Below are 24204 nucleotides of genomic sequence, written 5' to 3'. Positions count from 1 at the left end.
GCAATGACCACCCGAGCAAGCCGCAGTCCTCGCCGCCGCACGGTGGTCGCGCTGGCCGTCGTGCTGGCGGTCCTCGTCGGCTTCATCGTCCGACTCGTCGACATCCAGGTGGTCAACGCCGACGAGCACATCGAGGACTCGCTGGAGTGGGCGTTCAGCGGATCCCGCGACCTCCACGGTTCGCGAGGAGCGATCATCGACACCGCCGGCAACACCCTCGCCAGCAGCATCCTGCGCTACGACGTGGTGATCGATCCGAAGAACACCGGCGACCTCACCCGGACAGGCGACGACGACGTCGCATCCACCCTCACCTGGCCCGAGGCGTCGGGTCTCATCGGCTCGATCACCGGGCAGGAAGCCGTCGACATCCAGCGGATCGTCGCCTCGGCCCTGGTTGCAGACCCCGCCGACCAGTACGAATTCATCCAGCGTGGCATCTCCACCGAGCAGTACCGGGCGCTCGCCGACCTGAAGCTGCCCTACCTGACCTTCGAGCAGCATCCCGCCCGGACCTACCCCGACGGTGCCGTCGCCGGCAACCTCATCGGATTCATGGGCACGGACGAGGTGCCCCTCGCCGGGCTCGAGCTGAGCCAGGACGGCTGTCTCACCGCCACCGACGGGCAGCTCCGCTTCCAGCGCGGCAAGGACGGCGTGATCATCCCCGGCACCGAGGTCGAGGATCCCGCGGTGGACGGCGGCACGCTGGAGCTGACCATCGACCGGGACCTGCAGTGGTACCTCATGCAGCTCATCGCCGAGCAGGTGCAGGACATGGGGGCGCTCAGCGGGTCGATCATGGTCACCGAGGTCAGCACCGGAAAGATCCGCGCGGCGGCGGAGTTCCCCGCCGTCGACCCCAACAATGTCGCGGCCTCGCCCGAAGATGACCGGAAGAGCCGGATCTTCACCGACTGGTTCGAACCGGGGTCGACGTTCAAGGCCCTCACGGCCGCCACCGTGATCGATGCCGGGGGACAGAACGCGCAGTCGACGGTTGTGGCCGCCAGCACCGAGACCTTCGCCAACGGCGCGCGTGTGCGCGATTCCTTCGTTCACCCCGCGTACAACTACACCCTCACCGGCGTCCTCATCGACTCCTCCAACGCCGCGATCTCCCGGATCAGCGAGACGGTGGACCCCCAGACGCGCTACGAATACCTTCAGCGCTTCGGCGTCGGGGAGGGGAGCGCCGTGAACTTCCCCGGCGAGCAGACGGGGCTTCTCCGGCCTGCCTCGGAGTGGGACAACCAGACGGTGTACAACACCACCTACGGGCAGGGCCTGACCACGACACTTCCCGAGCTCGTCGGTGCCTACGGCGCCATCGCCAACGACGGCGAGCGCGTCCCGCTGACGCTCGTGGAGAGCTGCACCGCCGCCGACGGCACGGTGACCACCCCCGACACACCCGAGCCCACCCGTGTGGTGAGCGAGGAGACCGCGACGCAGGTGCAGCAGATCCTCGAGAACGTCGCCCTGCAGGCCAACTACGCCGAGGAGATCGCCGTGCCGGGCTATCGCGTCGCCGTCAAGACCGGTACCGGCGAGAAGTCCGACCCCGTGACGGGCGGGTACAAGAGCGGTGCGTACTTCACCACGTTGATCGGCTTCGCCCCCGCAGACGATCCGCAGTACGTGGTGGCCGTGACGCTGGACGAGCCCACCAAGGTAAAGTCGTCTGTGGCCAACGCCGCGGCATTCCAGCAGGCGATGACGCAGGTGCTCAAGACCTACCGGGTCATGCCGTCCTCGACGGAACCGCCTGTCCTGCCGAAGTTCGGCTGACGACCTCCCCTTTGACACATGATCTCCCTTCCCCTGCATCACATCGCCCTGACCGTCGGCGGAGACCTCCTTCTCGCCGGCGAGGACACACCCGACACTGTGGTGTCGGGCGCTGTCGACACCGACTCGCGTGCCATCGGACGCGGCGACATCTTCGTCGCCAAGCCCGGTGAGTCCACCGACGGCCATCTCTTCGTGCCGGCGGCGCACCAGGCCGGAGCGGTGCTGGCGCTCGTCGAGCGGCCCGTCGACGAGCCGATCACCCAGATCGTCGTCCCCGACGTGGTGCAGGCCCTGGCCGATCTCGCCCGCGAGGTCGTCGCGCGCGTCCGCGCCCGAGGCGCGCTGAAGGTGGTCGGGATCACCGGCTCCAACGGCAAGACCACCACGAAGAACCTGCTGGCGCGCATCCTCCAGGACGAGGGCGAGACCGTCGCCCCCCGCGCCTCGTACAACAACGAGGTCGGAGCGCCGCTGACGATGCTCCGCGTGACCGACGACACCCGCTATCTCGTGAGCGAGTTCGGTGCGAGCGGCCCCGGGGCGATCGCGGCCCTCGCCGGCCTCGTCCACCCCGACATCTCGGTCGTCCTCATGGTCGGGATGGCGCACGCCGGCGGTTTCGGCGGAATCGAGGGCACCTTCCGCGCCAAGTCCGAACTCGTCCAGGCACTGCGGCCGGGCGGCGTCGCGGTCCTGAACGCCGACGACCCGCGCGTGGTCCAGATGGCCCCGATCGCGGAGGGCAAGCCCGCCGCGGTGCGCTGGTTCGGTCGCGGCGCCACCGCCGAGGTGAGGGCCGAGGATGTACAGGTGACCGCCGACGGCACGTCCTGCACGGTGTTTTTCGACGGTGAATCCGCGCCCCTGCGCCTGCGGGTGCTCGGCGAGCATCACGTGATGAACGCCCTCGCCGCGATCGCCGCTGCCACCGCCCTCGGCGTGACACTCACCGATGCCGTGGCGCGCCTGGAGACCGTCGAACTCGCCGAGCGGTGGCGCATGCAGCCCCTGGGCTCCCCGCGGGTGCGCATCATCAACGACGCCTACAACGCCAGCCCCGACTCGATGTCCGCGGCCCTGCGGACCCTCGCCCAGATCACCGGGCCGGGGGAGCGCACGGTCGCCGTCCTCGGTGCGATGAGCGAGCTCGGGGAGTATGCCGGCGAGGAGCACGACCGCATCGGGCTCCAGGCCGTTCGGCTCGGCATCCAGCGCATCGTCGTCATCGGCCCCGAGGCCCGCCGCCTCTTCCTCGCCGCCGTCGGGGAAGGCTCGTGGGACGGCGAGGCGGTGTTCTTCGCCAGCGCCGATGAGGCCTACGACTACCTCACCGGCGAGCTCCGCGACGGTGACCGGGTGCTGGTGAAGTCATCCAACTCCGCGGGCCTGAGGTTCCTCGGCGACCGGCTGGGGGAGTTCTTCTCGTGAGATCCCTCCTGACCGCCGCGGCGATCTCGCTGGCCTTCACCCTCTTCCTCACCCCCGTCTTCCTGCGGCTGTTCCGTCGCTGGGGGTGGGGTCAGGTGATCCGCACCCCCGACGACATCCGCAACCCGAGCCACGGCGAGAAGCGCGGAACGCCGACGATGGGCGGGACGATCTTCATCGCCGGCACTATCATCGGCTACCTCGTGGGGGGAGTGGCCGGGAACAATCCCCCGACGGTGTCGGGTCTGCTGGTGCTGTGGATGATGGTCGGGTTCGGCACCGTCGGCTTCATCGACGACTTCATGAAAGTCCGCAGCCAGCGGAGTCTGGGCCTCAGCGGGTGGCGGAAGATCGTGGGGCAGGTCATCGTCGCGGTGCCGTTCGGCATCGTCGCGCTGAACTTCCCCAACCTCTACAACGAGACCCCCGCGTCGCCGTACATCTCGGTGTTCCGCGACGTGCAGGTGCTGTGGTTCTTCGCGCTCGGGCCCATCCTCGGCTGGTTGCTGTACCTGGCCTGGATCTCCTTCATCGGCGTCGCCGCCTCCAACTCCGTGAATGTCAGCGATGGGCTCGACGGTCTGGCCGCGGGGGCCGGCATCTTCGTCGTCGGCGCCTACAGCCTCATCGCCTTCTGGCAGTTCAACCAGGCGTGCTTCGGGGGCGGGGAGCTCAGTCCGGGCGGACTCTCGGCGTGTTATGCCACCCGAGACCCGTTCGACCTCGCGATCGTCTCCGCCGCGTTCGTGGGAGCGCTGGTCGGATTCCTCTGGTGGAATGCGCCGAAGGCGCAGGTCTTCATGGGCGATGTCGGGTCGATGGCGATCGGCGGCGTCCTCGCGGCGATGGCGATCCTCACCCGCACCGAGCTGCTCATGGTGCTCGTCGCCGGCGTCTACGTGATCGCGTCGGGCTCGGTCATCCTCCAGCGCGTGTACTTCAAGGTGACGCGCGGCAAGCGACTCTTCCTCATGAGTCCGCTGCACCATCATCTCGAGATGCGCGGATGGTCGGAGATCACGATCGTGGTGCGGATGTGGATCATCGCCGGCCTCCTCGCGGTCTCGGGCGTCGGGTTCTTCTACGTCGAATGGCTGTCGCAGACATGACACGGCTGGACGGCCTCACCAGCTGGCACGCGGACTGGTCGGGACTCCGCGTGGCGGTGCTGGGCCTGTCGGTGACGGGGTTCGCCGCGGCCGACACCCTGGCCGAGCTCGGCGCAGAGGTGCGGGTGTTCTCCGAGGCGGCCGACCCCGAATACGAGAAGCTCCTGCCCGTGATCGGCGTCGACGCCGTGATCGGTCCCCTCACCACGGTTCCGGAGGCACTGCGCACCTTCGCGCCCGAGGTCGTCATCGCTTCACCGGGCTTCGCGCCCGGCCACCCGGTCATCGCGTGGTGCGCCGATGAGGACGTCGCCCTGTGGGGCGACATCGAACTGGCGTGGCGCGTGCGCGACAAGGTGGTCCGCCAGGACGGCAGACCCGCCGACTGGGTGCTCGTGACCGGGACCAACGGCAAGACGACCACGACGCGCCTCGTCGCCGAGATGCTCGTGGCCGGCGGGCTGCGCGCCGCCCCGGTCGGCAACATCGGCACACCCGTGCTCGACGCCGTCCGCGATCCCGGCGGCTTCGACGTCCTCGTCGTGGAACTCTCCAGCCACCAGCTGTGGTACCTGGGACGCCAGACCGGCCCGTCGCCGGTCTCGCCGCACGGCAGCGTGTGCCTGAACCTCGCCGAGGACCATCTGGAATGGCACGGTTCGTTCGCGGCCTACCGCGACGCCAAGGCGCACGTGTACGACAACACGCGGGTCGCGTGCGTCTACAACAAGTCGGATGCCGCGACCCGCGCCATGGTGGAGGATGCGGAGGTCGTCGAGGGCGCCCGCGCGATCGGGTTCGACCTCGGTGTCCCGGGGCCGAGCGACCTCGGTGTCGTCGACGGGATCCTCGTCGACCGGGCCTTCCTCGACGATCGCCGCACGAGCGCCCTCGAGCTGACCACCGTGGCCGATCTGGCCGAGCGGGGCCTGGCCGCACCGCACATGGTCGCGAACATCCTCGCCGCCGCCGCGCTGGCCCGCGCGCTGGACGTGCCCCCCGCGGCGATCCGCGATGCGCTCCGCCGGTTCCGGCTCGACCCTCACCGCATCGAGGTCGTCGCGTCGCATCGCGGGATCGTCTGGGTGGATGACTCGAAGGCGACCAATCCGCACGCCGCGGCGTCGTCGCTCTCGGCCTTCCCGGGGGCGATCTGGATCGTCGGGGGACTGCTGAAGGGCGTGGAGATCGCCCCGCTCGTCGCACAGGTCGCAGCGAAGGTGCGCGCGGCGGTCGTCATCGGCGAAGACCGGGCCGCGGTCACCGCGGCGTTCTCGCGACACGCGCCGGACGTCCCCGTCTACGAGGTGACCCGCGGCGAGACTGAGGACGTCATGGCGCAGGCGGTCGAACTGGCCGCGCAGGTCGCCCGTGACGGGGATGTGGTTCTCCTCGCCCCCGCCGCGGCGTCGTTCGATCAGTTCACCTCCTACGCCGACCGCGGAAGGAAGTTCGCCGCCGCCGTGCAGCGATGGATCGAGATGGGGGATGCCGGTGACGACGACGCAGACCCGCACCTCCCGCACCCCGCCGACCCCGTCTGAGGTCGACGCGCGGCGCGGACTCGCGGCACGGGTGTCGCTCGGCCGGGTCTTCGCCCCGGTGCCGAGCGAGTTCCTCCTCATCGCGTCCACGGCGCTGCTGCTGACGATCTTCGGTCTGGTGATGGTGCTCTCCGCGACCTCCGCCACCTCCACCGCGGCGGGCCAGGCCCCGTGGGACGCCGCGATGAAGCAGGCGGTGTTCGCCGTGATCGGCGTGCCGCTGATGTTCATCGCCAGCCGGCTGCCGATCACGTTCTGGAAACGGATCGCGTGGCCCGCGCTCATCGGGGCGGTGGCCTTCCAGCTGCTGGTGTTCACCCCCCTCGGCCACGGCGCCGACGGCAACCGCAACTGGATCACCATCGCCGGCTTCCAGGCGCAGCCCTCGGAGTTCCTCAAGCTCGCCCTGGCCCTGTGGGTGGGGTACGTGCTCTATCGGAAGCGGACGCTGCTGGCGATGTGGCGCCACGTCTACATCCCGCTCGTGCCGGTCGCAGCCCTCGCCATTGCGACGGTGCTGGCCGGTCGCGACCTCGGCACCGCCATGATCCTCGTGCTCCTCGTGCTCGGCGCGCTGTTCTTCTCGGGTGTCCGCCTCCGGATCTTCATCCTCCCCGCCGTCGCCGCGGCGGCGGCCGTCGCGGTGCTCGCCGTCACGAGCCCCGACCGCATGCGCCGCTTCCTCAGCTTCCTCAATCCCAACTGCCTCGAGGACTACTTCAACGACTGCTACCAGCCCCTCCACGGCATGTGGGGTCTGGCCGGCGGCGGCGTGTTCGGCCTGGGTCTCGGCAACTCCAAGGAGAAGTACGACTGGCTTCCGGCCGCGGCCAACGACTACATCTTCGCCATCGTCGGCGAAGAGCTCGGCCTGATCGGCTGCGCCGTGGTGCTCGGCCTCATCGCGCTCTACGCGGTGGGGGCCTTCCACGTGATCCGCCGCACCGACGACCCGTTCGTCCGCATCGTCGCGGGCGGCATCACCGTCTGGGTGGTCGGTCAGGCGCTGATCAACATCGGCGTGGTGCTCCGGGTGTTCCCCGTGCTCGGCGTGCCGCTGCCGTTCATGTCGCAGGGAGGAACGTCGCTCGTGTCGGTGCTGGTGGCCTCAGGCGTGCTGCTGTCCTTCGCGCGTTCGCTCCCGTCCAGACGGGCGGTTAGTGTCGTCGGGTGACGACCTACCTCCTCGCCGGCGGTGGCACCGCCGGGCACGTCAATCCCCTGCTGGCGGTCGCCGACGCGCTGCGCGCGCGCGAGCCGGACGCCGAGGTGCTCGTCCTCGGCACGCGGGAGGGTCTGGAGGCGCGGCTCGTCCCCGAACGCGGTTACGAGCTGCTGTTCGTCGACAAGGTGCCCTTTCCCCGGCGACCTGATCGCGCCGCCGCGGTGTTCCCGCAGCGATTCGGGCGGGCGGTCGCTCAGGTGCGGCGTCATCTGCGCGACCGGGGGGTCGAGGTGGTCGTCGGGTTCGGCGGATACGCCGCGGCGCCGGCCTATGTCGCCGCCCGGCGCGAGCGCATCCCGACCGTCGTCCACGAGGCCAACGCCCGTCCCGGTCTCGCCAACGTCCTCGGGGCACGACGCGCCGCGGCGGTGGGTGTCGCCTTCGCCGGCACGCGCCTGCGCGGTGCCCGCGTCGTCGGGATGCCGCTTCGGCGGGAGATCGTCGAGCTCGACCCCGCCGCCCGACGCGAGGAAGCCGCGGTGGCCTTCGGTCTCGACCCCGCCCGGCCCGTGCTGCTGGTGTTCGGCGGATCGCTGGGCGCGCAGCGCCTGAACGAGGCCTTCGGCGAGGACGGCGGCGCCGCCTGGCGGGACGTGCAGGGCGCCGGCTGGCAGCTGCTGCACGTCACGGGGGAGCGGAGCACCACCCCCGACCCGGACGTCGCCGGATACGCCGTCCGCCGCTACGTCGATCGCATGGATCTCGCGTTCGCGCTGGCCGATGCGGTGGTCTCCCGCGCCGGAGCGGCGACGGTGAGCGAGATCAGCGCGCTCGGCATCCCCGCCGTCTACGTGCCCTACGCGGTCGGCAACGGCGAGCAGGCGCTCAACGCCGCATCAGCCGTGGCCGCCGGCGCGGCCGCGCTGATTCCGGACGCGGACTTCACCGCCGAGCGGGTGCGCCGCGAGGTCATCCCGCTCCTGGCGGAGCCGGCGCGCCTGGAGGCGATGCGCCGCGCCGCGGCATCCGTCGGCACCCGTTCGGGGAGCGAGGCGGTGATCGCCCTCATCGACGAGGCGCTCGGCCGGGGCACGTGACCTCAGCGCGCCGGGAGGGGGCGTGCAGGAGGCCGACTTAGGATTGACGGGCCATGATCAGACCTGACCTCTCCCTGCCGATTCCGGATGACATCCGTGCCGCCCACTTCATCGGCATCGGCGGATCGGGGATGTCGGGGTTGGCCCGGATGTTCCTCGCCCGCGGAATCCGGGTATCCGGCTCGGATCGGGCTGACAGCCCGTCGCTGCGGGCCCTCGCCGCGCTCGGCGCGACGGTGCACGTCGGCCACGACGCGGCGCACCTCGGCGATGCCGACACGGTCGTGCACACGGGAGCCATCTGGCCCGAGAACCCCGAGTACGTCACGGCGAAAGAGCGCGGTCTCGCCGTCATCCACCGTTCGCAGGCGCTGTACTGGCTCATCGGCGGGCGGCGTCTGGTCTCCGTCGCGGGTGCGCACGGGAAGACCACCTCGACGGGCATGATCGTCACCTCGCTGCAGGCGCTGGGCGCGGATCCCACCTTCGTCAACGGCGGCGTGATCGCGCAGCTCGGCGTCTCCAGCGGCACCGGAGCGGACGACCTGTTCGTCATCGAGGCCGACGAATCCGACGGCACGTTCCTCCTCTACGACACCTCGGTCGCCCTCATCACCAACGTCGATCCCGACCACCTCGACCACTACGGGTCGGCGGAGGCCTTCGTCGGGGCCTTCGCGCGCTTCGGCCGCGAGGCGCGCGAGGCGGTGGTCATCTCGGCCGACGATCCGGGCGCGAAAGACGTGACGGCGCTGCTCGATCACCCCCGTGTGATCACCTTCGGTCTCGACGCCGCGGCCGATGTGCGCCTGAGCGATGTCGACGCGAACGGTCCGGTCGGCTTCCACCTCACGTACGAAGGGGAGACGGTGGCGGTACGCCTGCAGATCCCCGGAGAGCACAATGCCGTCAACGCGGCCGGCGCGGTGGCGGTGCTCATCGGCCTGGGGTTCCCGCTGGATGCAGCCGCGGATGCGGTCGCCGGCTTCGCCGGCACCGACCGGCGCTTCGAGCTGCATGGGATCGAGCGCGGGGTGAGCGTCTACGACGATTACGCCCACCACCCGACCGAGGTCGCCGCCGCCCTCTCGGGCGCCCGCAGCGTCATCGGCGATGGGCGGATCATCGCCGTCCATCAGCCTCACACCTACTCTCGGACCCAGCACATGTACCGGGAATTCGCCGAGGTGCTCGAGCGTCACGCCGACCACACCGTCGTCCTCGACGTCTACGGTGCGCGGGAGGATCCCGTCCCCGGCGTCACGGGCGATCTCGTCGCCCACGCCTTCTCCGATCCCGATCGCGTGCGCTTCGTCGCCGACTGGCAGCGCGCTGCCGACCACGCCGCCAGCGTCGCGCGCCCGGGCGACTATGTCATCACGCTCGGGTGCGGGAACGTGAACCTGCTCGTGCCGCAGATCCTCGAGGCGCTGACCCGCATCCGTCCGGGAGCCCCCGTCTCGCGCGACACCCGCACCGCCGCCGTCGAGGGCTGACCCGGTGGTCCGTCGGCCGTCACCGCTCCCGCCGCCGGCGCCCCCGCGGCGCGAGCCCGCGGCGCCGACGGACGACACGATCGACGAAGAGCTCAGCCCGGGTGTCGTCCTGCCGCTTCCGACGGGGGTCGGTGCGGCGACGTCGTCGCGGGGGCGGTCGCGGGGACGATCCGGCGGACATGTCGCGAGCGATCAGCCCGGGTCGGAGCCCGACGACGCGTCGGCGTCCCCGGCGTCGGGCGCTGCGTCGGGCGCTGCGTCGGAAGACCGCCTAGTCGACGACGCGGAGCCTGCCGAGCAGCCGGTCGGTCTGCTGGCGGTATGGCGGGCGTCGCGTGCCCGGAGGAAGGCGCTGCGCGCCGAAGTCCGGCGTTTCACCGTCCGTCAGCGCCGTCGGCGTGCGCTGTGGGCATCGGTGGTCGGTGCGGTCCTCGTGGTAGCAGGAGTGACCGCCGCGGTGGCCTACAGCCCGCTCTTCGCCGTCGAACGCGTTCGGGTCGTCGGCGCGGTGCAGCTCGATGCCGGCGAGGTCGAGGCGGCGCTGGCGTCGCAGCTGGGCACTCCGCTCCCGCTCGTGGACGAGGCGGCCATCCAGGACACGCTCTCGGATTTCCCCTTCGTGCAGAGCTACACCCTCGAGGCGCGGCCGCCGCACGAGCTCGTCGTCCGGATCGTCGAACGCACGCCCATCGGCGCGATCGCGTCGGCGTCGGGATACTCCGTCGTCGATGCCGCGGGGGTCGTCCTCTCGGCCAGCACCGAGCCTCCGCCCGGCGAACCCATCCTCGACGTCCGCGGCGGCGTCGACGGCGAGGCGTTCGCGGCCGTCGGCAGAGTGATGCGGGCGCTTCCCCCCTCGATCGGTGATCAGGTGGCGGCGGTGAGCGCGACCTCGGCCTTCGACGTGACGTTCACGCTGACCTCATCCGCTCGGGTGGTCTGGGGGAGCGCGGAGGAGTCGGCGCTGAAGGCCCGGGTCCTGGAGACCGTCATGATCGCGCGGCCGGCCGACACCGTCACCGAGTACGACGTCTCCTCGCCCGATGCGGTCGTGATCCGCTGAGTCGGAGCTCTCTCGAAGCGAGGCCACGGGTCGGGATGACTGCGCCTGAGCAGACGCAGAATCAGGATGTCGCGACACGCCGTGTTCCTCCGCGCCGAGCCGCGTCGGCCGCCTACCTTCAAGAACAGGAATTGCATACCGAGCAATTCTTTATACCTCTAGTAGAGGTTGAAGGTTCGGGAAGACGGAGGCCGGCATGAGCCAGAACCAGAACTACCTCGCCGTGATCAAGGTGGTCGGTGTGGGTGGCGGCGGCGTGAACGCCGTCAACCGCATGATCGAACTCGGGTTGCGCGGCGTGGAGTTCATCGCGATCAACACCGACGCCCAGGCGCTGCTCATGAGCGACGCCGACGTCAAGCTCGACGTCGGACGCGAGCTCACGCGCGGACTCGGCGCCGGCGCCGACCCCGAGGTGGGTCGTCGGGCGGCGGAGGACCACGCGGAGGAGATCGAGGAGGCCCTGCGCGGTGCCGACATGGTCTTCGTCACCGCGGGCGAGGGCGGTGGCACCGGCACCGGTGGGGCACCGGTGGTCGCCAAGATCGCGAAGTCCATCGGAGCCCTCACCATCGGTGTGGTCACCAAGCCCTTCTCCTTCGAGGGCCGTCGCCGGCAGAGCCAGGCCGAGGCCGGCGTCGCCCGACTGAAGGAGGAGGTCGACACCCTCATCGTCGTCCCGAACGACCGTCTGCTCGAGATCAGCGACCGCGGCATCTCCATGGTGGAGGCTTTCGCCACCGCCGACCAGGTGCTCCTGGCCGGTGTGCAGGGCATCACCGACCTGATCACGACCCCGGGTCTGATCAACCTCGACTTCGCCGACGTGAAGTCGGTCATGCAGGGCGCCGGCTCGGCGCTCATGGGCATCGGCTCCGCCCGCGGCGCCGACCGTGCCATCAAGGCCGCGGAGCTCGCCGTCGAATCGCCCCTCCTCGAAGCATCGATCGAAGGCGCGCACGGCGTGCTGCTGTCGATCCAGGGCGGGTCGAACCTCGGCATCTTCGAGATCAACGACGCCGCTCAGCTGGTGAAGGAGGCGGCGCACCCCGAGGCCAACATCATCTTCGGAACGGTCATCGACGACACGCTCGGCGACGAGGTGCGCGTCACCGTCATCGCGGCGGGATTCGACGGCGGCGAGCCGTCGCTGCGGATCGACCCGGTCGCCGCGGCCCGCCCGGCCAGTGTGCCCGTCGTTCCCGCGATGCCCGCCGTCGACGCAGCGCGGGAGGTCGAGCCCGAGCGGGTCGAGCCGAAGAAGGAGTCGGTGTCGGTCGGGGCCACCCTGCCCGACAGCGGGTACGACTCGGCATTCGGCGATGACGATCTCGACATCCCCGACTTCCTGAAGTGACCCGCATCGCCTCGCGATGACCGCACCCGCGACCCTCGGCGAGCCGCCGGACGAGGACGACCTCGCCCGGCGGCTCGCCGCCGTGGATGGGCGCATCGTCGACGCCGCGCTCTCCTCGGGTCGGAGGCCCGAGGAGATCACCCGGATCGTGGTGACGAAGTTCCATCCCGCCGGCCTCGTCGAGCGGCTGTATCAGCTGGGCGTCCGCGATGTGGGAGAGAACCGTCAGCAGGAGCTCTCGGCCAAGCACGAGGCCGTAGGTCCGCTGGCAGGCCTCCGCTGGCACTTCATCGGCCAGGCGCAGACCAACAAGGCCCGAGCCATCCGTTCCGCCGCCTCCGTCGTGCACTCGGTCGACCGTCCGAAGATCGCCGACGCCCTCGACCGTGCAGCCGAAGAGTCCGAACCCCCGCTGGATGTCTTCCTGCAGGTCAATCTCACCGACGACCCCGGGCGTGGGGGCGTCGCGCCCGGTGACCTGATCGCCCTGGCCGACCACACCGCCCGCTGCGACACGTTGCGCGTCCGGGGTGTCATGGCCGTCGCTCCTCTCGACGAGGCCCCTGCGGCCGCCTTCGAGCGGATAGCGCGGTACGCCGAAGCGGTACGCACCGTCGTTCCCGACGCGACCTGGTTGTCGGCGGGGATGACCGGCGACTTCGCCGAGGCGATCGCCGCGGGCGCGACACACCTACGCATCGGTACGGCAATCACCGGCCCGCGGCCCGAGCGCGGTTAACCTCGGAAACGACACGAGCAAACGGAGGATCCGATGTCGAACCCGCTCAAGAAGACCATGGTGTACCTGGGCCTCGCCGATGAGGAAGAGGTCTACGAAGAGCCCGCGTCGCAGCCGGCCGCTCGCCAGAAGCCGCAGGCGGTCGAGAAGGCCGCCCCGATCACTCCGATCCACCGGCCGGCCGTCGTGCGTCAGCCCGCGCCGACCGCGGTGAGCGAGATCCTGACCGTGCACCCCAAGCAGTACCGCGACGCGCAGGTGATCGCCGAGAACTTCCGTGACGGGATCCCGGTGATCATCAACCTGTCGCAGATGTCCGATGCCGACGCGCGCCGTCTCATCGACTTCGCCAGCGGCCTGTCGCTGGGCCTGTACGGGCGTATCGAGCGTGTCACCAGCAAGGTCTTCCTGCTCTCGCCGGAGAACGTCGCCGTATCCGGAGACGGTGCCATCGCGCACGCGGACCCGGAAGCCGTGCCCTTCTCGTAGCCTTAGTACGTGCCCGTCATCGCGTTCATCGCTTCCATCCTCAACGCGATCCTCTTCATCTACGTCTTCGTCCTGCTCGGGCGCCTGGTGCTCGAGTGGATCCCCTTCTTCAACCGCGAGTGGCGGCCGAAGGGCGTAGGCCTGGTGCTCGCCGAGGTCGTCTACACCGTCACCGATCCGCCGATCAAGATGTTCCGGCGCTTCATCCCGCCCCTGCGGGTGGGGCCCGTCGCCCTCGATTTCGGGTTCGCGCTGACGATGCTGCTCTGCTTCATCCTGCTCGCCGTCACCCGTTCGCTCACGATGGTCTGACCCCCTCCGGCGCCTTCGACACGTCCCGGACCCGGGGCTATGCTTGGCTGGATACGACCGCCGCAGGACGGTGGGAGGGCCGCGACGTCGGCCAACGACCAGCTCGAAAGAGGAATCACCATGGCATTGACCCCCGATGACGTCGTCACCAAGCAGTTCCAGCACGTCCGCTTCAAGGAGGGTTTCGACCCGGACGAGGTCGACGACTTCCTCGACGAGATCGTTGTGGAATGGCGCAAGACGATCGCCGAGAACGAGGAGCTGAAGGCCAAGCTCGCCGCGTTCGAATCCGGCGAGTCCGCCCCGGCGACGGTCGCCGCCCCGGTGGCCGAGGCTCCCGCCGCGGTGTCCGAGCCGGCCGCTGCGCCCGCCGCTGACGCCGGTTCGCCCAGCGCCGCGAGCGCCGGCATCATCGAGCTCGCGCAGCGCCTGCACGACGAGCACGTCGCCGAAGGCCGCGCCAAGCGCGACCAGCTCATCTCCGAGGCCCAGGCCCAGGCCACGTCCATCGTCTCCGAAGCCGAGGCCCGCGGACGCGACGAGATGGCTCGTCTCGAGAAGGAGCGCGCCACCCTCGAGGGTCGCATCAGCGAGCTTCGTCAGTTCGAGCGTGACTACCGCACGCAGCTCCGCAGCTACATCGAGGGGCACCTGCGCGACCTGGACGCGTCGTCCACCGCCACCGGGTCAGCGCCCGTGCCGGCCGTCGGCCTGTAATCCTTGACCGGTCGAAAACCGCTTCACCGGGCGGCGGCCAGCATCATCGTCGTGATCCTCGCGACGATCGTGCTGGCCGCCGACCAGTTCACGAAGTACCTCGCCATCGAGAACCTGCCCTATCAGGAGCCGGTCCGCATCCTCGGCGATTTCCTGATCTTCTACCTCACCCGCAACCCCGGTGCCGCGTTCTCCCTCGGTGAGGACGTCACCTGGATCTTCACCATCGCGCTGGCGGTGGTGGCGGTCGTCATCGTCTTCCTCACCGTCACGCGCCTGCGCTCCCGCATCTGGACGGTCGTCCTGGGGCTTCTCCTCGGGGGCGTGCTGGGCAATCTCACGGATCGCCTGCTCCGCGAGCCCGGCTTCCCCGTCGGTCACGTCGTGGACTTCATCAACACCCCGTGGATGATGCCCGCGATCTACAACGTCGCCGACATCTTCATCGTCACGATGATGATCTCGGTCGCCGCACTCGTGCTGTTCGGCCCGCACCTCGACGGGACGCGGCAGGAGCGATCGCCCCGCAAGACACGATCGACACCGGCAGATTCGGCGTCACGCTCCGAGCGCGCGGCCGACTGACGTGGAGTCGCGACACCTGCCCGTTCCGGACGGGCTCGACGGCACCCGTGCCGACGCCGCGCTGGCCAAGATGCTGGGGTTCTCCCGCACGTTCGCCGTGGACGTCCTCGACGCCGGCGGTGCGCGGATGGACGGGCGCGCCCTGGCGAAATCGGATCGCCTCCGCGGGGGCGCCTGGCTCGAGGTCGAGTGGGCGGCCAAGGAGGATCCCCGCGTCGTTCCGATGGCCGTTCCCGACCTCGGGGTGGTGCACCAGGACGACGACCTCATCGTGGTCGACAAGCCTGCGGGAGTCGCAGCTCATCCATCGGTCGGTTGGGAAGGCCCCACGGTCCTCGGCGCCCTCGCCGCCGCGGGCGTGCGCGTGGCGACGACGGGTGCCGCCGAGCGACAGGGCGTGGTCCACCGGCTGGATGTCGGCACGAGCGGCCTCATGGTGGTCGCCAAGACCGAGGCGGCGTACACCGCGCTCAAGCGCGCCTTCAAGGAGCGCGAGGTCGAGAAGGTGTACCACGCCGTCGTGCAGGGGCACCCCGACCCCCTGGCGGGCACGATCGACGCGCCGATCGGACGCCACCCCACCCACTCCTGGAAGTTCGCGGTCATCCCCTCCGGGAAGGATTCCGTCACCCACTACGAGACCCTCGAGGCCTCTCCCGGCGCATCGCTGCTGGAGATCCACCTCGAGACGGGGCGGACCCACCAGATCCGCGTGCACATGGCCGCCCACCGGCATCCATGCGTCGGCGACCCTCTCTACGGTGCCGACCCCACCCTGAGTGCACGGCTGGGGCTGACGAGGCAGTGGCTCCACGCGCATCGCCTCGCCTTCACCCACCCCGCCACGGGGGAGTGGGTGGAGTTCGCAGCGGACTACCCCGCGGACCTCGCTGCGGCGCTGGAGATCCTCCGCGGCGAGTGACCCGTGACGATGTCGGCGGGCCGCAGCAGAGTGGAGCCATGGTCATCCAGGTGAGACCGGCGACGGCGTTCGAGGACATCCGCACGATGGTCGGGCCGAAGAATCCGACGTCCAACGTCTGCTGGTGCCTGAGCTACCGCATCCCGGGCAGGGAGAATCGGCAGCTGCGCGGACCCGCCCGCGGAGAGAAGGTGCGCGAGCTGCTGTCGACCGGCCCGCCGGGCGTCCTGGCCTACGACGGTGACGAGGTCGTCGGCTGGGCGGCGGTGCATCCCCGGGCCGACACCTCCTTCGCGACGAACCGCACCATCCCGCACGTCGATGACCGGGATGTCTGGAGCGTGTGGTGCATCCGGGTGCGACCGGGCCATCGCGGCCGCGGCATCTCCCACGATCTGCTCGCGGGCGCCGTGCGATTCGCGCGGGACCGCGGCGCAGCCGTGATCGAGGGGTATCCGGTCGACAACCGCGGCGCGAAGGTCGACCTGACGATGGCCTACGTCGGCACCCGTGCCCTGTTCGAGCGGGCCGGGTTTCTCCACGCCGCTGACACGACCTCCGTGCTGAACGGGTTCCCGCGCGTGCTCATGCGGCGCGAGCTGAGTTGACCGGCCGATAAGGACGTCTGTCGGCGCAGCGTCGGCCGCCGGCCGACACGCCGTCGGTGTCCGACCCGCCGCGTACGCTGGACGCGTGGCATCCGACTCCTTCGTTCACCTGCACGTGCACAGCGAGTACTCGATGCTCGACGGGGCGGCCAAGATCGGGGCGATGACGCAGGCGGCGGCCGACTACGGCATGCCGGCCATCGCCGTCACCGACCACGGCAACACCTTCGCCGCGTTCGAGTTCTACAACGCCGCGAAAGCCTCCGGCATCAAACCGATCATCGGGCTCGAGGCCTACGTCACGCCCGGCACGCACCGCAGCGACAAGTCGCGGGTGCAGTGGGGCAGCCCCGAGCAGCGCAGCGACGACGTGTCCGGCTCCGGCGCGTACACCCACATGACGATGTGGAGCCAGAGCACCGAGGGCATGCACAATCTCTTCCGGCTCAGCTCGCTGTCGAGCATGGAGGGGTACTACTTCAAGCCGCGCATGGACCGCGAACTGCTCGAGACGTACGGCAAGGGTCTCATCGCGACGACCGGGTGCCCGTCGGGCGAGGTGCAGACGCGACTGCGTCTCGGCCAGTACGACGCTGCGCGGGCCGCGGCCGCCGAGTTCCAGGACATCTTCGGCAAGGAGAACTACTTCGCCGAGATCATGGATCACGGGCTCTCCATCGAGCGGCGGGTCATGACCGATCTGATCCGCATCTCGAAGGATCTCGGCATCCCGCTGGTCGCGACCAACGACTCCCACTACACCCACCAGCACGAGGCCGACGCGCACGCGGCCCTGCTGTGCGTGCAGTCGGGATCGACCCTCGACGACCCCAACCGCTTCAAGTTCGACGGCGACGGGTACTACGTCAAGACGGCGCAGGAGATGCGCCAGATCTTCCGCGAGCACCCGGAGGCGTGCGACAACACCCTCCTCATCGCCGAGCGGTGCGAGGTCGAGTTCAACACGAGCGCCAACTACATGCCGCGCTTCCCCGTGCCCGATGGCGAGACCGAGGACAGCTGGCTGGTCAAGGAGGTCGAGAAGGGCCTGCACTACCGCTACCCGGGCGGCATTCCGGACAACGTCCGCAGGCAGGCCGAGTACGAGACGGGCATCATCCTGCAGATGGGGTTCCCCGGATACTTCCTGGTCGTCGCCGACTTCATCAACTGGGCGAAGGACAACGGGATCCGCGTCGGCCCCGGTCGTGGTTCCGGCGCGGGCTCGATGGTGGCTTACGCCATGCGGATCACCGACCTCGACCCGCTCGAGCACGGGCTCATCTTCGAGCGCTTCCTCAACCCCGATCGCGTCTCGATGCCCGACTTCGATGTCGACTTCGACGACCGGCGCCGAGGTGAGGTCATCGACTACGTCACCCAGAAGTACGGTTCCGAGCGGGTCGCGCAGATCGTGACGTACGGCACGATCAAGTCCAAGCAGGCCTTGAAGGACGCGGGTAGGGTGCTCGGCTTCCCGTTCAGCATGGGCGAGCGGCTGACCAAGGCGATGCCGCCGGCGGTGATGGGCAAAGACATGCCGCTGAGCGGGATGTACGACCCCCAGCATCCGCGATTCAAGGAGGCTAGCGAGTTCCGCGCCCTCATCGACACCGATCCCGAGGCGAAGACGGTCTTCGACCGGGCTCTCGGGCTCGAGGGCCTCAAGCGTCAGTGGGGCGTCCACGCCGCGGGCGTCATCATGTCGTCGGAGCCCCTGCTCGACATCATCCCGATCATGCGCCGCGAGCAGGACGGCCAGATCGTCACGCAGTTCGACTACCCGTCGTGCGAGACCCTGGGCCTGATCAAGATGGACTTCCTCGGGCTTCGGAACCTCACGATCATCTCGGATGCGCTGGACAACATCCGGATGAACCGGGGTGAGGAGCTCGACCTCGAACACCTCGCGCTGGACGACACAGCGGCGTACGAGCTGCTCACCCGTGGCGACACCCTCGGCGTCTTCCAGCTCGACGGCGGTCCGATGCGCTCGCTCCTGCGACTGCTCAAGCCCGACAACTTCGAAGACGTGTCGGCCGTGATCGCGCTGTACCGTCCCGGACCCATGGGCGCGAACTCCCACATCAACTACGCCCTCCGCAAGAACGGACAGCAGGAGGTCACGCCGATCCACCCCGAGCTCGAGGAGCCGCTGAAGGACATCCTCGACATCAGCTACGGCCTGATCATCTATCAGGAGCAGGTCATGGCCATCGCGCAGAAGGTGGCGGGCTTCTCGCTCGGTCAGGCGGACATCCTGCGCCGCGCGATGGGGAAGAAGAAGAAGTCCGAGCTCGACAAGCAGTACGAGGGCTTCTCGGGCGGCATGAAGGAGCGGGGCTACGGCGACGGGGCGATCAAAGCGCTCTGGGACATCCTGCTGCCCTTCTCGGACTACGCCTTCAACAAAGCGCACTCGGCTGCGTACGGCCTCGTTTCCTACTGGACGGCCTACCTGAAGGCCCACTACCCGGCCGAGTACATGGCGGCGCTGCTGACGAGCGTGGGGGACTCGAAGGACAAGATGGCGGTCTACCTCAACGAGTGCCGTCGCATGGGCATCAAGGTGCTGCCGCCGGACGTGGGGGAGTCGATCCGCTACTTCGCCGCCGTCGGCGAAGACATCCGCTTCGGGCTCGGCGCGGTGCGCAACGTCGGTGCGAACGTGGTCGACGCCATCGTCGCGGCCCGTCAGGAGACGCGCTTCACCTCGTTCCACGACTTCCTGTCGAAGGTCCCCGTGCCCGTCGCCAACAAGCGGACAGTGGAGTCGTTGATCAAGGCGGGCGCGTTCGACTCGCTCGGAGCGACGCGTCGTGCGCTGATGGAGATCCATGAGGATGCCACCGAGCAGGCCGTGCTGGACAAGCGCCGTGAGGCCAACGGCGAGGTCGGGTTCGACTTCGATTCGCTGTGGGACGAACCGCAGCAGGATCAGAAGGTTCCCGACCGGCCGGAATGGACCAAGAAGGACAAGCTGGCCTTCGAGCGCGAGATGCTCGGGCTCTACGTCTCCGACCACCCCCTCGCGGGGTTGGAGATCCCGCTGGCCAAGCACGCCTCGCTGTCGATCCACGACCTGCTGGCCTCGGAGGACATCGCCGACGGCGAGCAGGTGACCGTGGCCGGTCTCGTCACGAGCGTGCAGCACCGGGTCGCCAAATCCAGCGGCAATCCCTACGGCATGATCACGGTCGAGGACTTCGACGGCGAGGTCACGGTGATGTTCATGGGCAAGACCTACACCGAGTTCCAGTCGATGCTGCAGGCCGACTCGATCCTCGTGGTCCGTGGACGCGTGTCGCGCCGCGACGACGGAATGAACCTGCACGCCGTCTCGGCGTTCGTTCCCGATCTCGGGGCGGTCGACGCCTCCGGTCCCCTCGTTCTCCTCGTTCCCGAGCATCGGGCGACCGAGACGGTGGTGACAGAGCTCGCCCAGGTGCTCACCCGTCACCGCGGGGACACCGAGGTGACCCTGCGCCTGCACAAGGGCGGCGTGGCGAAGGTGTTCGAGGTCCCGCTGCCGGTGACGGTGACCGCCGACCTGTACGGCGAGCTGAAAGGCCTCCTCGGGCCCCAGTGCCTCGGGTGATCGGATGCCGCGGGTGATCAGCCGCGTGCGGACGCCGCGACGACGCCCGTGTTGGGCATGGGCGGCGCGGGTAAGATCGGGAGTCGCCGTGCGGACCGCGCGGCTCCCCGGGAAGGATGACTGTGACCGACGGAATCAGCAATGACGAACCGACCGTGGACACCCCCGCGACGACGGCCGCGGAGCGTGACGTGCCCGCTGTCGCCGACAGCCGCTCCGACGCCGGGGCGCAGTACGGCGTCGGGCCTTTCTCGCTGCGCGAGGTGATCCTCGGCGGCGTCTGGCTCATCGCCTTCGTCGTGTCGTTCTTCTCGTTCAGCACCGTGCAGTTCAGCTCGGTGTGGACCACGGGTCTGTGGTGGATCCTGACCATCGGCGCGCCCACCGCCGCCGTCTTCCTGCTGGCGCTGCGCCGGCTCTCCCCCGAGGGGATCCGTCGTGTCGGATCGCTCGGCATCGACCAGTTCGCCTCCGTGACCTTCACCGTTTCGGCGGTCATCTGGCTGCACCTGATCTGGGAGACCGTCGCCATCGTCGTCAACGGCGGCCCGTGGCTGCGCAGCTGGGTGATCTGGGTCGAGTTCGTCCTCATGCTCGCCGGCGTCGTCCTCACCGTCTTCGCACCGCTGATCCCCGCCCTCGCGGAGGACTTCCGCGACCGTCGTGAGGTCGTCGCGCACCGCTTCGCCCGTCCCGCGCGTCCGGTCACGCCGCGCCCGCGGACCCCTCGTGCTCCCAAGCCCGCACCGGCGCCCGCCGCCGCGCCCGCGGCGGACAGCGACGCGCCCGACATCCGCACCGCCGGCGCCGGTTCGTACGACACCGGCTCCTACGACACCGGCGCGTACGGCGCGAACCCCTACGCGCCGGCCTCGGCCGGCGCGCACGCCTCCGCAGGTGTTCCCGTCGGGCCCGAGGCGATGGGCGGACCGGACTCGGATGCCGACCGCACCGACCAGACCGGCGATCTCGAGGCCATGTTCGGGCCCTCCCGCACCGAGCGGCGGGACGCGGACGACGCCCCGCCGAAGACGGCGATCATGGACACGGCAGCCCCTGAGGACACCCCCGCGGACGACACGGGGGATGCCGACCAGTCGGTGACCACGGTGATCGAACCCGAGAGGCGCTATCAGGCCTTCTGGGCCCTCGTGCCCGAGGAGCGCGACATCGTCGATGAGAACGGCGTCGCCCTGTTCCGCATCGGCCCCACGGCGTGGGCGCTCGTCATCGAGGACCGCCAGACACACTTCGTCGTCCGGCACGAGGACGGTCGCACGGGGTACCTGCACGACGTCTCCGGCGTCACCCGGGGCTGAGGAGCTCCATCGACATGCGCATGATCGACCTGCGGGGGCAGGCTCTCACGCCCGCCGACCTGCTCGCCGCTGTTCCGCGCGCCGCGGGAACCCGTGAGGCGGCGTTCACCGCGGCCTCCGAGATCGTCGCCGACGTCGCGGCGCGCGGGGAGGCGTCGCTGCGCGAACAGGCGGAGCGATTCGACGAGGTGACCGGACACGACATCCGCGTGCCGGCGGAGCACCTCGACGAAGCGCTGGCGGGCCTCGCCCCCGACATCCGTGCCGCCCTCGAAGAGGCCATCGACCGCGTACGCCTCGGCTCGGCAGCCCAGGTCCCGGCTGAGATCGTCACCGTCGTCCGGCCGGGCGCGCGCATCGTGCAGCGGTGGCAGCCGGTGCGTCGCGTGGGTCTGTACGTCCCCGGGGGAAAGGCCGTCTACCCGTCGAGCGTCGTGATGAACGTCGTTCCGGCGCAGATCGCCGGCGTGTCCGAGGTCGCCCTCGCCTCGCCCCCGCAGCGTGAGCACGGTGGGCGGGTGCACCCCGTCATCCTCGCCGCCGCGCGCCTTCTGGGCGTCGCCGAGGTCTACGCGATGGGCGGAGCCGGGGCGATCGGCGCCTTCGCCCACGGCGTCGCCGAGATCGGGCTCGCCCCCGTCGACGTGGTGACCGGCCCCGGCAACAACTTCGTCGCGGCGGCCAAGCGCGCTGTAGCGGGACTGGTCGGAACCGACTCCGAGGCCGGAGCGACCGAGATCCTCATCGTCGCGGATGACTCCGCGGACGCCGACATCGTCGCCGCTGACCTGATCAGTCAGGCCGAGCACGACGAGCAGGCCTCCGCCGTCCTCGTCACCGCCTCGCCTGGCGTCGCCGCGGCGGTTGCCGAAGCCGTCGCCCGGAGGGCGCCCGCCACCCGTCATGCGCACCGCGTGCAGACCGCCCTCGACGGGGTCCAGTCAGCCATCGTGCTGGTGGACGATCAGGCTGCCGCGACGGCGTTCAGCAACGCCTACGCGCCCGAGCACCTCGAACTCCACCTCGCCGACCCTCGCCCCGAGGACTTCGTCCACGCCGGCGCGATCTTCGTCGGTCGCCACACGCCGGTGAGTCTCGGCGACTACCTCGCAGGCAGCAACCACGTCCTTCCGACCGGGGGACAGGCCCGCTACGCAGCCGGCCTGTCCGCCTCGACGTTCCTCCGGCCGCAGCAGGTGGTGACCTACGACGAGCAGGCGCTGGCCGATGTGCGTGACGCCATCGTGACGCTTGCCGACGCCGAGGACCTGCCCGCGCACGGCGAGGCCGTGACCGCCCGCTTCCCGGCGTAACCTGTTCTCGCCATGCATTGTCCCTTCTGCCGCCATCCCGACTCCCGTGTCATCGACTCGCGAACCAGCGACGACGGCCTGAGCATCAAGCGCCGCCGGCAGTGTCCGCAGTGCGGCGGCCGGTTCTCGACCATCGAGACGGCGAGCCTGAACGTCATCAAGCGGTCGGGCGTGATCGAGCCGTTCAGCCGCGAGAAGGTCATGTCGGGTGTCCGCAAAGCCTGCCAGGGTCGCCCGGTCACCGAGGGGGACCTCGCGGTGCTCGCCCAGAGCGTCGAGGAGTCGGTGCGGCAGACCGGTGCCTCCCAGATCGACACCAACGAGATCGGCCTGGCGATCCTCGGCCCGCTTCGCGAACTCGATGAGGTCGCCTTCCTTCGTTTCGCGAGCGTGTATCAGGCGTTCGATTCCCTGGAGGATTTCGAGTCGGCCATCGCCGGACTCCGCGCCGACCACGCCGATCGCGTGCGGGCGGGTGAGGGCGAGCCGACTCGCTAGCCTGGAGGGGATGTATCCCCTCCTCTTCCGTACGGTCCTCGCGCGAATGGACCCCGAAACCGCGCACCACGCGGCGGTCGTCGTGATCCGGGTGCTCGGCGTTCGTCCGTTGTCAGCGCTGACCGCGCGCCTCACCCGGCCGGCTCCGACGCTGAGGACCACGGCGCTGGGCCTGGAGTTCCCGACGCCGTTCGGTGTCGCCGCCGGGTTCGACAAGGACGTCCGCGCCGCACGGGGCATTGCCGCACTGGGATTCGGTCACATCGAGGTGGGCACGATCACCGCCCACCCTCAGCCGGGAAACCCCCGCCCGCGCCTGTTCCGGCTGATCCCCGATCGTGCGGTGATCAACCGGATGGGCTTCAACAACGCCGGCGCCGAGGCCGCGGCCGCGCGGTTGGTCGCACTTCGCCGACGGCGGCGGCGCCCCCTCATCGGGGTGAACATCGGCAAGAGCCGCGTCGTCGAGGTCGCCGACGCCACTGCGGATTACGTCCGCAGCACGCGACTGCTCGCGCCCCTCGCCGACTACCTCGTGGTCAATGTGTCCTCACCCAACACTCCGGGCCTGCGCGACCTGCAGGCCGTGGCGAGCCTCGGGCCGCTGCTGGCGGCGGTCAAGGATGCCGCCGGCGATACGCCCCTGCTGGTGAAGATCGCGCCGGACCTCGCGGACGAAGACATCGCCGAGGTCGCCCGGCTCGCCGTCGAGGGCGGTCTCGCCGGCATCATCGCCACGAACACCACGATCGGTCGTGAGGGGCTCATCACCGACCCGCAGACCGTCGCCGCCGCCGGCGCAGGCGGCCTGTCCGGTGCGCCGCTGCGCGCGCGGTCACTCGAGGTGCTGCGGCTGCTGCGTCAGAGCGTTCCCGCATCCTTCGCAGTCATCTCCGTCGGCGGGGTGGAGACGGGGCGGGACGTGCGTGAGCGTCTGGACGCCGGCGCCACCCTCGTCCAGGGGTACACCGGGTTCCTGTACCGCGGTCCGCTCTGGGCGCGTCAGATCAACCGAGCGCTGGCGCGCTCGATGGCTCGCGAGTCCCCCTGA

At 69.9% G+C, this 24204-nt stretch carries 21 protein-coding genes; all 21 read left to right on the top strand.

Going from position 1 to position 24204, the window contains the following annotated elements; all coding sequences use genetic code 11:
- Positions 1 to 3: 3 nt before the first annotated feature.
- Positions 4 to 1791, top strand: a complete 1788-nt coding sequence (locus tag HDC37_RS05670; RefSeq protein ID WP_179559421.1) for a penicillin-binding protein 2 — start codon at positions 4 to 6, stop codon at positions 1789 to 1791.
- A gap of 18 nt (positions 1792 to 1809) precedes the next feature.
- A complete protein-coding gene (gene murF, locus HDC37_RS05665; RefSeq protein ID WP_179559420.1) occupies positions 1810 to 3222 on the top strand; it encodes a UDP-N-acetylmuramoyl-tripeptide--D-alanyl-D-alanine ligase in 1413 nt (470 codons plus the stop codon).
- Positions 3219 to 4331, top strand: coding sequence for a phospho-N-acetylmuramoyl-pentapeptide-transferase (gene mraY / locus HDC37_RS05660; protein WP_179559419.1), 1113 nt, complete (start codon positions 3219 to 3221; stop codon positions 4329 to 4331). Before murF ends, mraY begins: the two co-directional genes overlap by 4 nt.
- Positions 4313 to 5875, top strand: a complete 1563-nt coding sequence (gene murD, locus HDC37_RS05655; protein ID WP_257021320.1) for a UDP-N-acetylmuramoyl-L-alanine--D-glutamate ligase — start codon at positions 4313 to 4315, stop codon at positions 5873 to 5875. Before mraY ends, murD begins: the two co-directional genes overlap by 19 nt.
- A complete protein-coding gene (ftsW, locus tag HDC37_RS05650; protein WP_179559418.1) occupies positions 5820 to 7049 on the top strand; it encodes a putative lipid II flippase FtsW in 1230 nt (409 codons plus the stop codon). The genes murD and ftsW overlap by 56 nt, the downstream gene beginning before the upstream one ends.
- The gene (locus HDC37_RS05645) at positions 7046 to 8137 is read left to right on the top strand and encodes a glycosyltransferase (protein ID WP_179559417.1); all 1092 of its coding nucleotides are present in this window, start codon (positions 7046 to 7048) and stop codon (positions 8135 to 8137) included. Before ftsW ends, HDC37_RS05645 begins: the two co-directional genes overlap by 4 nt.
- A 53-nt stretch (positions 8138 to 8190) precedes the next feature.
- The gene (gene murC, locus HDC37_RS05640) at positions 8191 to 9633 is read left to right on the top strand and encodes a UDP-N-acetylmuramate--L-alanine ligase (protein WP_179559416.1); all 1443 of its coding nucleotides are present in this window, start codon (positions 8191 to 8193) and stop codon (positions 9631 to 9633) included.
- Between the two features lie 4 nt (positions 9634 to 9637).
- Entirely contained in the window at positions 9638 to 10696 is a 1059-nt protein-coding gene (locus HDC37_RS05635) for an FtsQ-type POTRA domain-containing protein (RefSeq protein WP_179559415.1), read from the top strand.
- A gap of 196 nt (positions 10697 to 10892) precedes the next feature.
- The gene (gene ftsZ / locus HDC37_RS05630; protein ID WP_179559414.1) at positions 10893 to 12053 is read left to right on the top strand and encodes a cell division protein FtsZ; all 1161 of its coding nucleotides are present in this window, start codon (positions 10893 to 10895) and stop codon (positions 12051 to 12053) included.
- A 16-nt stretch (positions 12054 to 12069) separates the two neighbouring features.
- Positions 12070 to 12792: a YggS family pyridoxal phosphate-dependent enzyme gene (locus HDC37_RS05625; RefSeq protein ID WP_179559413.1), complete on the top strand. Its 723-nt coding sequence runs from the start codon at positions 12070 to 12072 to the stop codon at positions 12790 to 12792.
- A 33-nt stretch (positions 12793 to 12825) separates the two neighbouring features.
- A complete protein-coding gene (locus tag HDC37_RS05620) occupies positions 12826 to 13281 on the top strand; it encodes a cell division protein SepF (RefSeq protein ID WP_179559412.1) in 456 nt (151 codons plus the stop codon).
- Between the two features lie 9 nt (positions 13282 to 13290).
- Positions 13291 to 13593 (top strand): YggT family protein, encoded by a 303-nt coding sequence (locus HDC37_RS05615; protein WP_124293021.1) that lies wholly within the window; start codon positions 13291 to 13293, stop codon positions 13591 to 13593.
- Positions 13594 to 13713: 120 nt separating this feature from the next.
- On the top strand, positions 13714 to 14310 hold the full coding sequence (locus HDC37_RS05610) for a DivIVA domain-containing protein (RefSeq protein WP_179559411.1): 597 nt from the start codon (positions 13714 to 13716) through the stop codon (positions 14308 to 14310).
- Positions 14311 to 14361: 51 nt separating this feature from the next.
- Positions 14362 to 14895: a signal peptidase II gene (gene lspA, locus HDC37_RS05605; protein WP_308472107.1), complete on the top strand. Its 534-nt coding sequence runs from the start codon at positions 14362 to 14364 to the stop codon at positions 14893 to 14895.
- A gap of 1 nt (position 14896) precedes the next feature.
- Positions 14897 to 15817, top strand: a complete 921-nt coding sequence (locus HDC37_RS05600; RefSeq protein WP_179559409.1) for an RluA family pseudouridine synthase — start codon at positions 14897 to 14899, stop codon at positions 15815 to 15817.
- A gap of 38 nt (positions 15818 to 15855) precedes the next feature.
- Positions 15856 to 16425 carry a GNAT family N-acetyltransferase gene (locus HDC37_RS05595; protein WP_179559408.1) on the top strand — a complete coding sequence of 190 codons (570 nt, stop codon included), beginning with the start codon at positions 15856 to 15858 and terminating at the stop codon, positions 16423 to 16425.
- Positions 16426 to 16558: 133 nt separating this feature from the next.
- On the top strand, positions 16559 to 20023 hold the full coding sequence (gene dnaE / locus HDC37_RS05590; RefSeq protein WP_374939151.1) for a DNA polymerase III subunit alpha: 3465 nt from the start codon (positions 16559 to 16561) through the stop codon (positions 20021 to 20023).
- A gap of 116 nt (positions 20024 to 20139) precedes the next feature.
- Positions 20140 to 21342, top strand: coding sequence for a hypothetical protein (locus tag HDC37_RS17090; protein WP_374939140.1), 1203 nt, complete (start codon positions 20140 to 20142; stop codon positions 21340 to 21342).
- Positions 21343 to 21356: 14 nt separating this feature from the next.
- Positions 21357 to 22655, top strand: coding sequence for a histidinol dehydrogenase (gene hisD, locus HDC37_RS05580; RefSeq protein WP_179559406.1), 1299 nt, complete (start codon positions 21357 to 21359; stop codon positions 22653 to 22655).
- A gap of 12 nt (positions 22656 to 22667) precedes the next feature.
- Positions 22668 to 23153, top strand: a complete 486-nt coding sequence (nrdR, locus tag HDC37_RS05575; protein ID WP_179559405.1) for a transcriptional regulator NrdR — start codon at positions 22668 to 22670, stop codon at positions 23151 to 23153.
- Positions 23154 to 23163: 10 nt separating this feature from the next.
- Complete coding sequence (locus HDC37_RS05570; RefSeq protein WP_179559404.1) at positions 23164 to 24204, top strand: quinone-dependent dihydroorotate dehydrogenase; 1041 nt, start codon at positions 23164 to 23166, stop codon at positions 24202 to 24204.

The organism is Microbacterium sp. AK009 (genome assembly GCF_013410955.1).
Lineage (GTDB): Bacteria > Actinomycetota > Actinomycetes > Actinomycetales > Microbacteriaceae > Microbacterium.
This window is presented reverse-complemented; position numbering and strand designations above follow the sequence as displayed.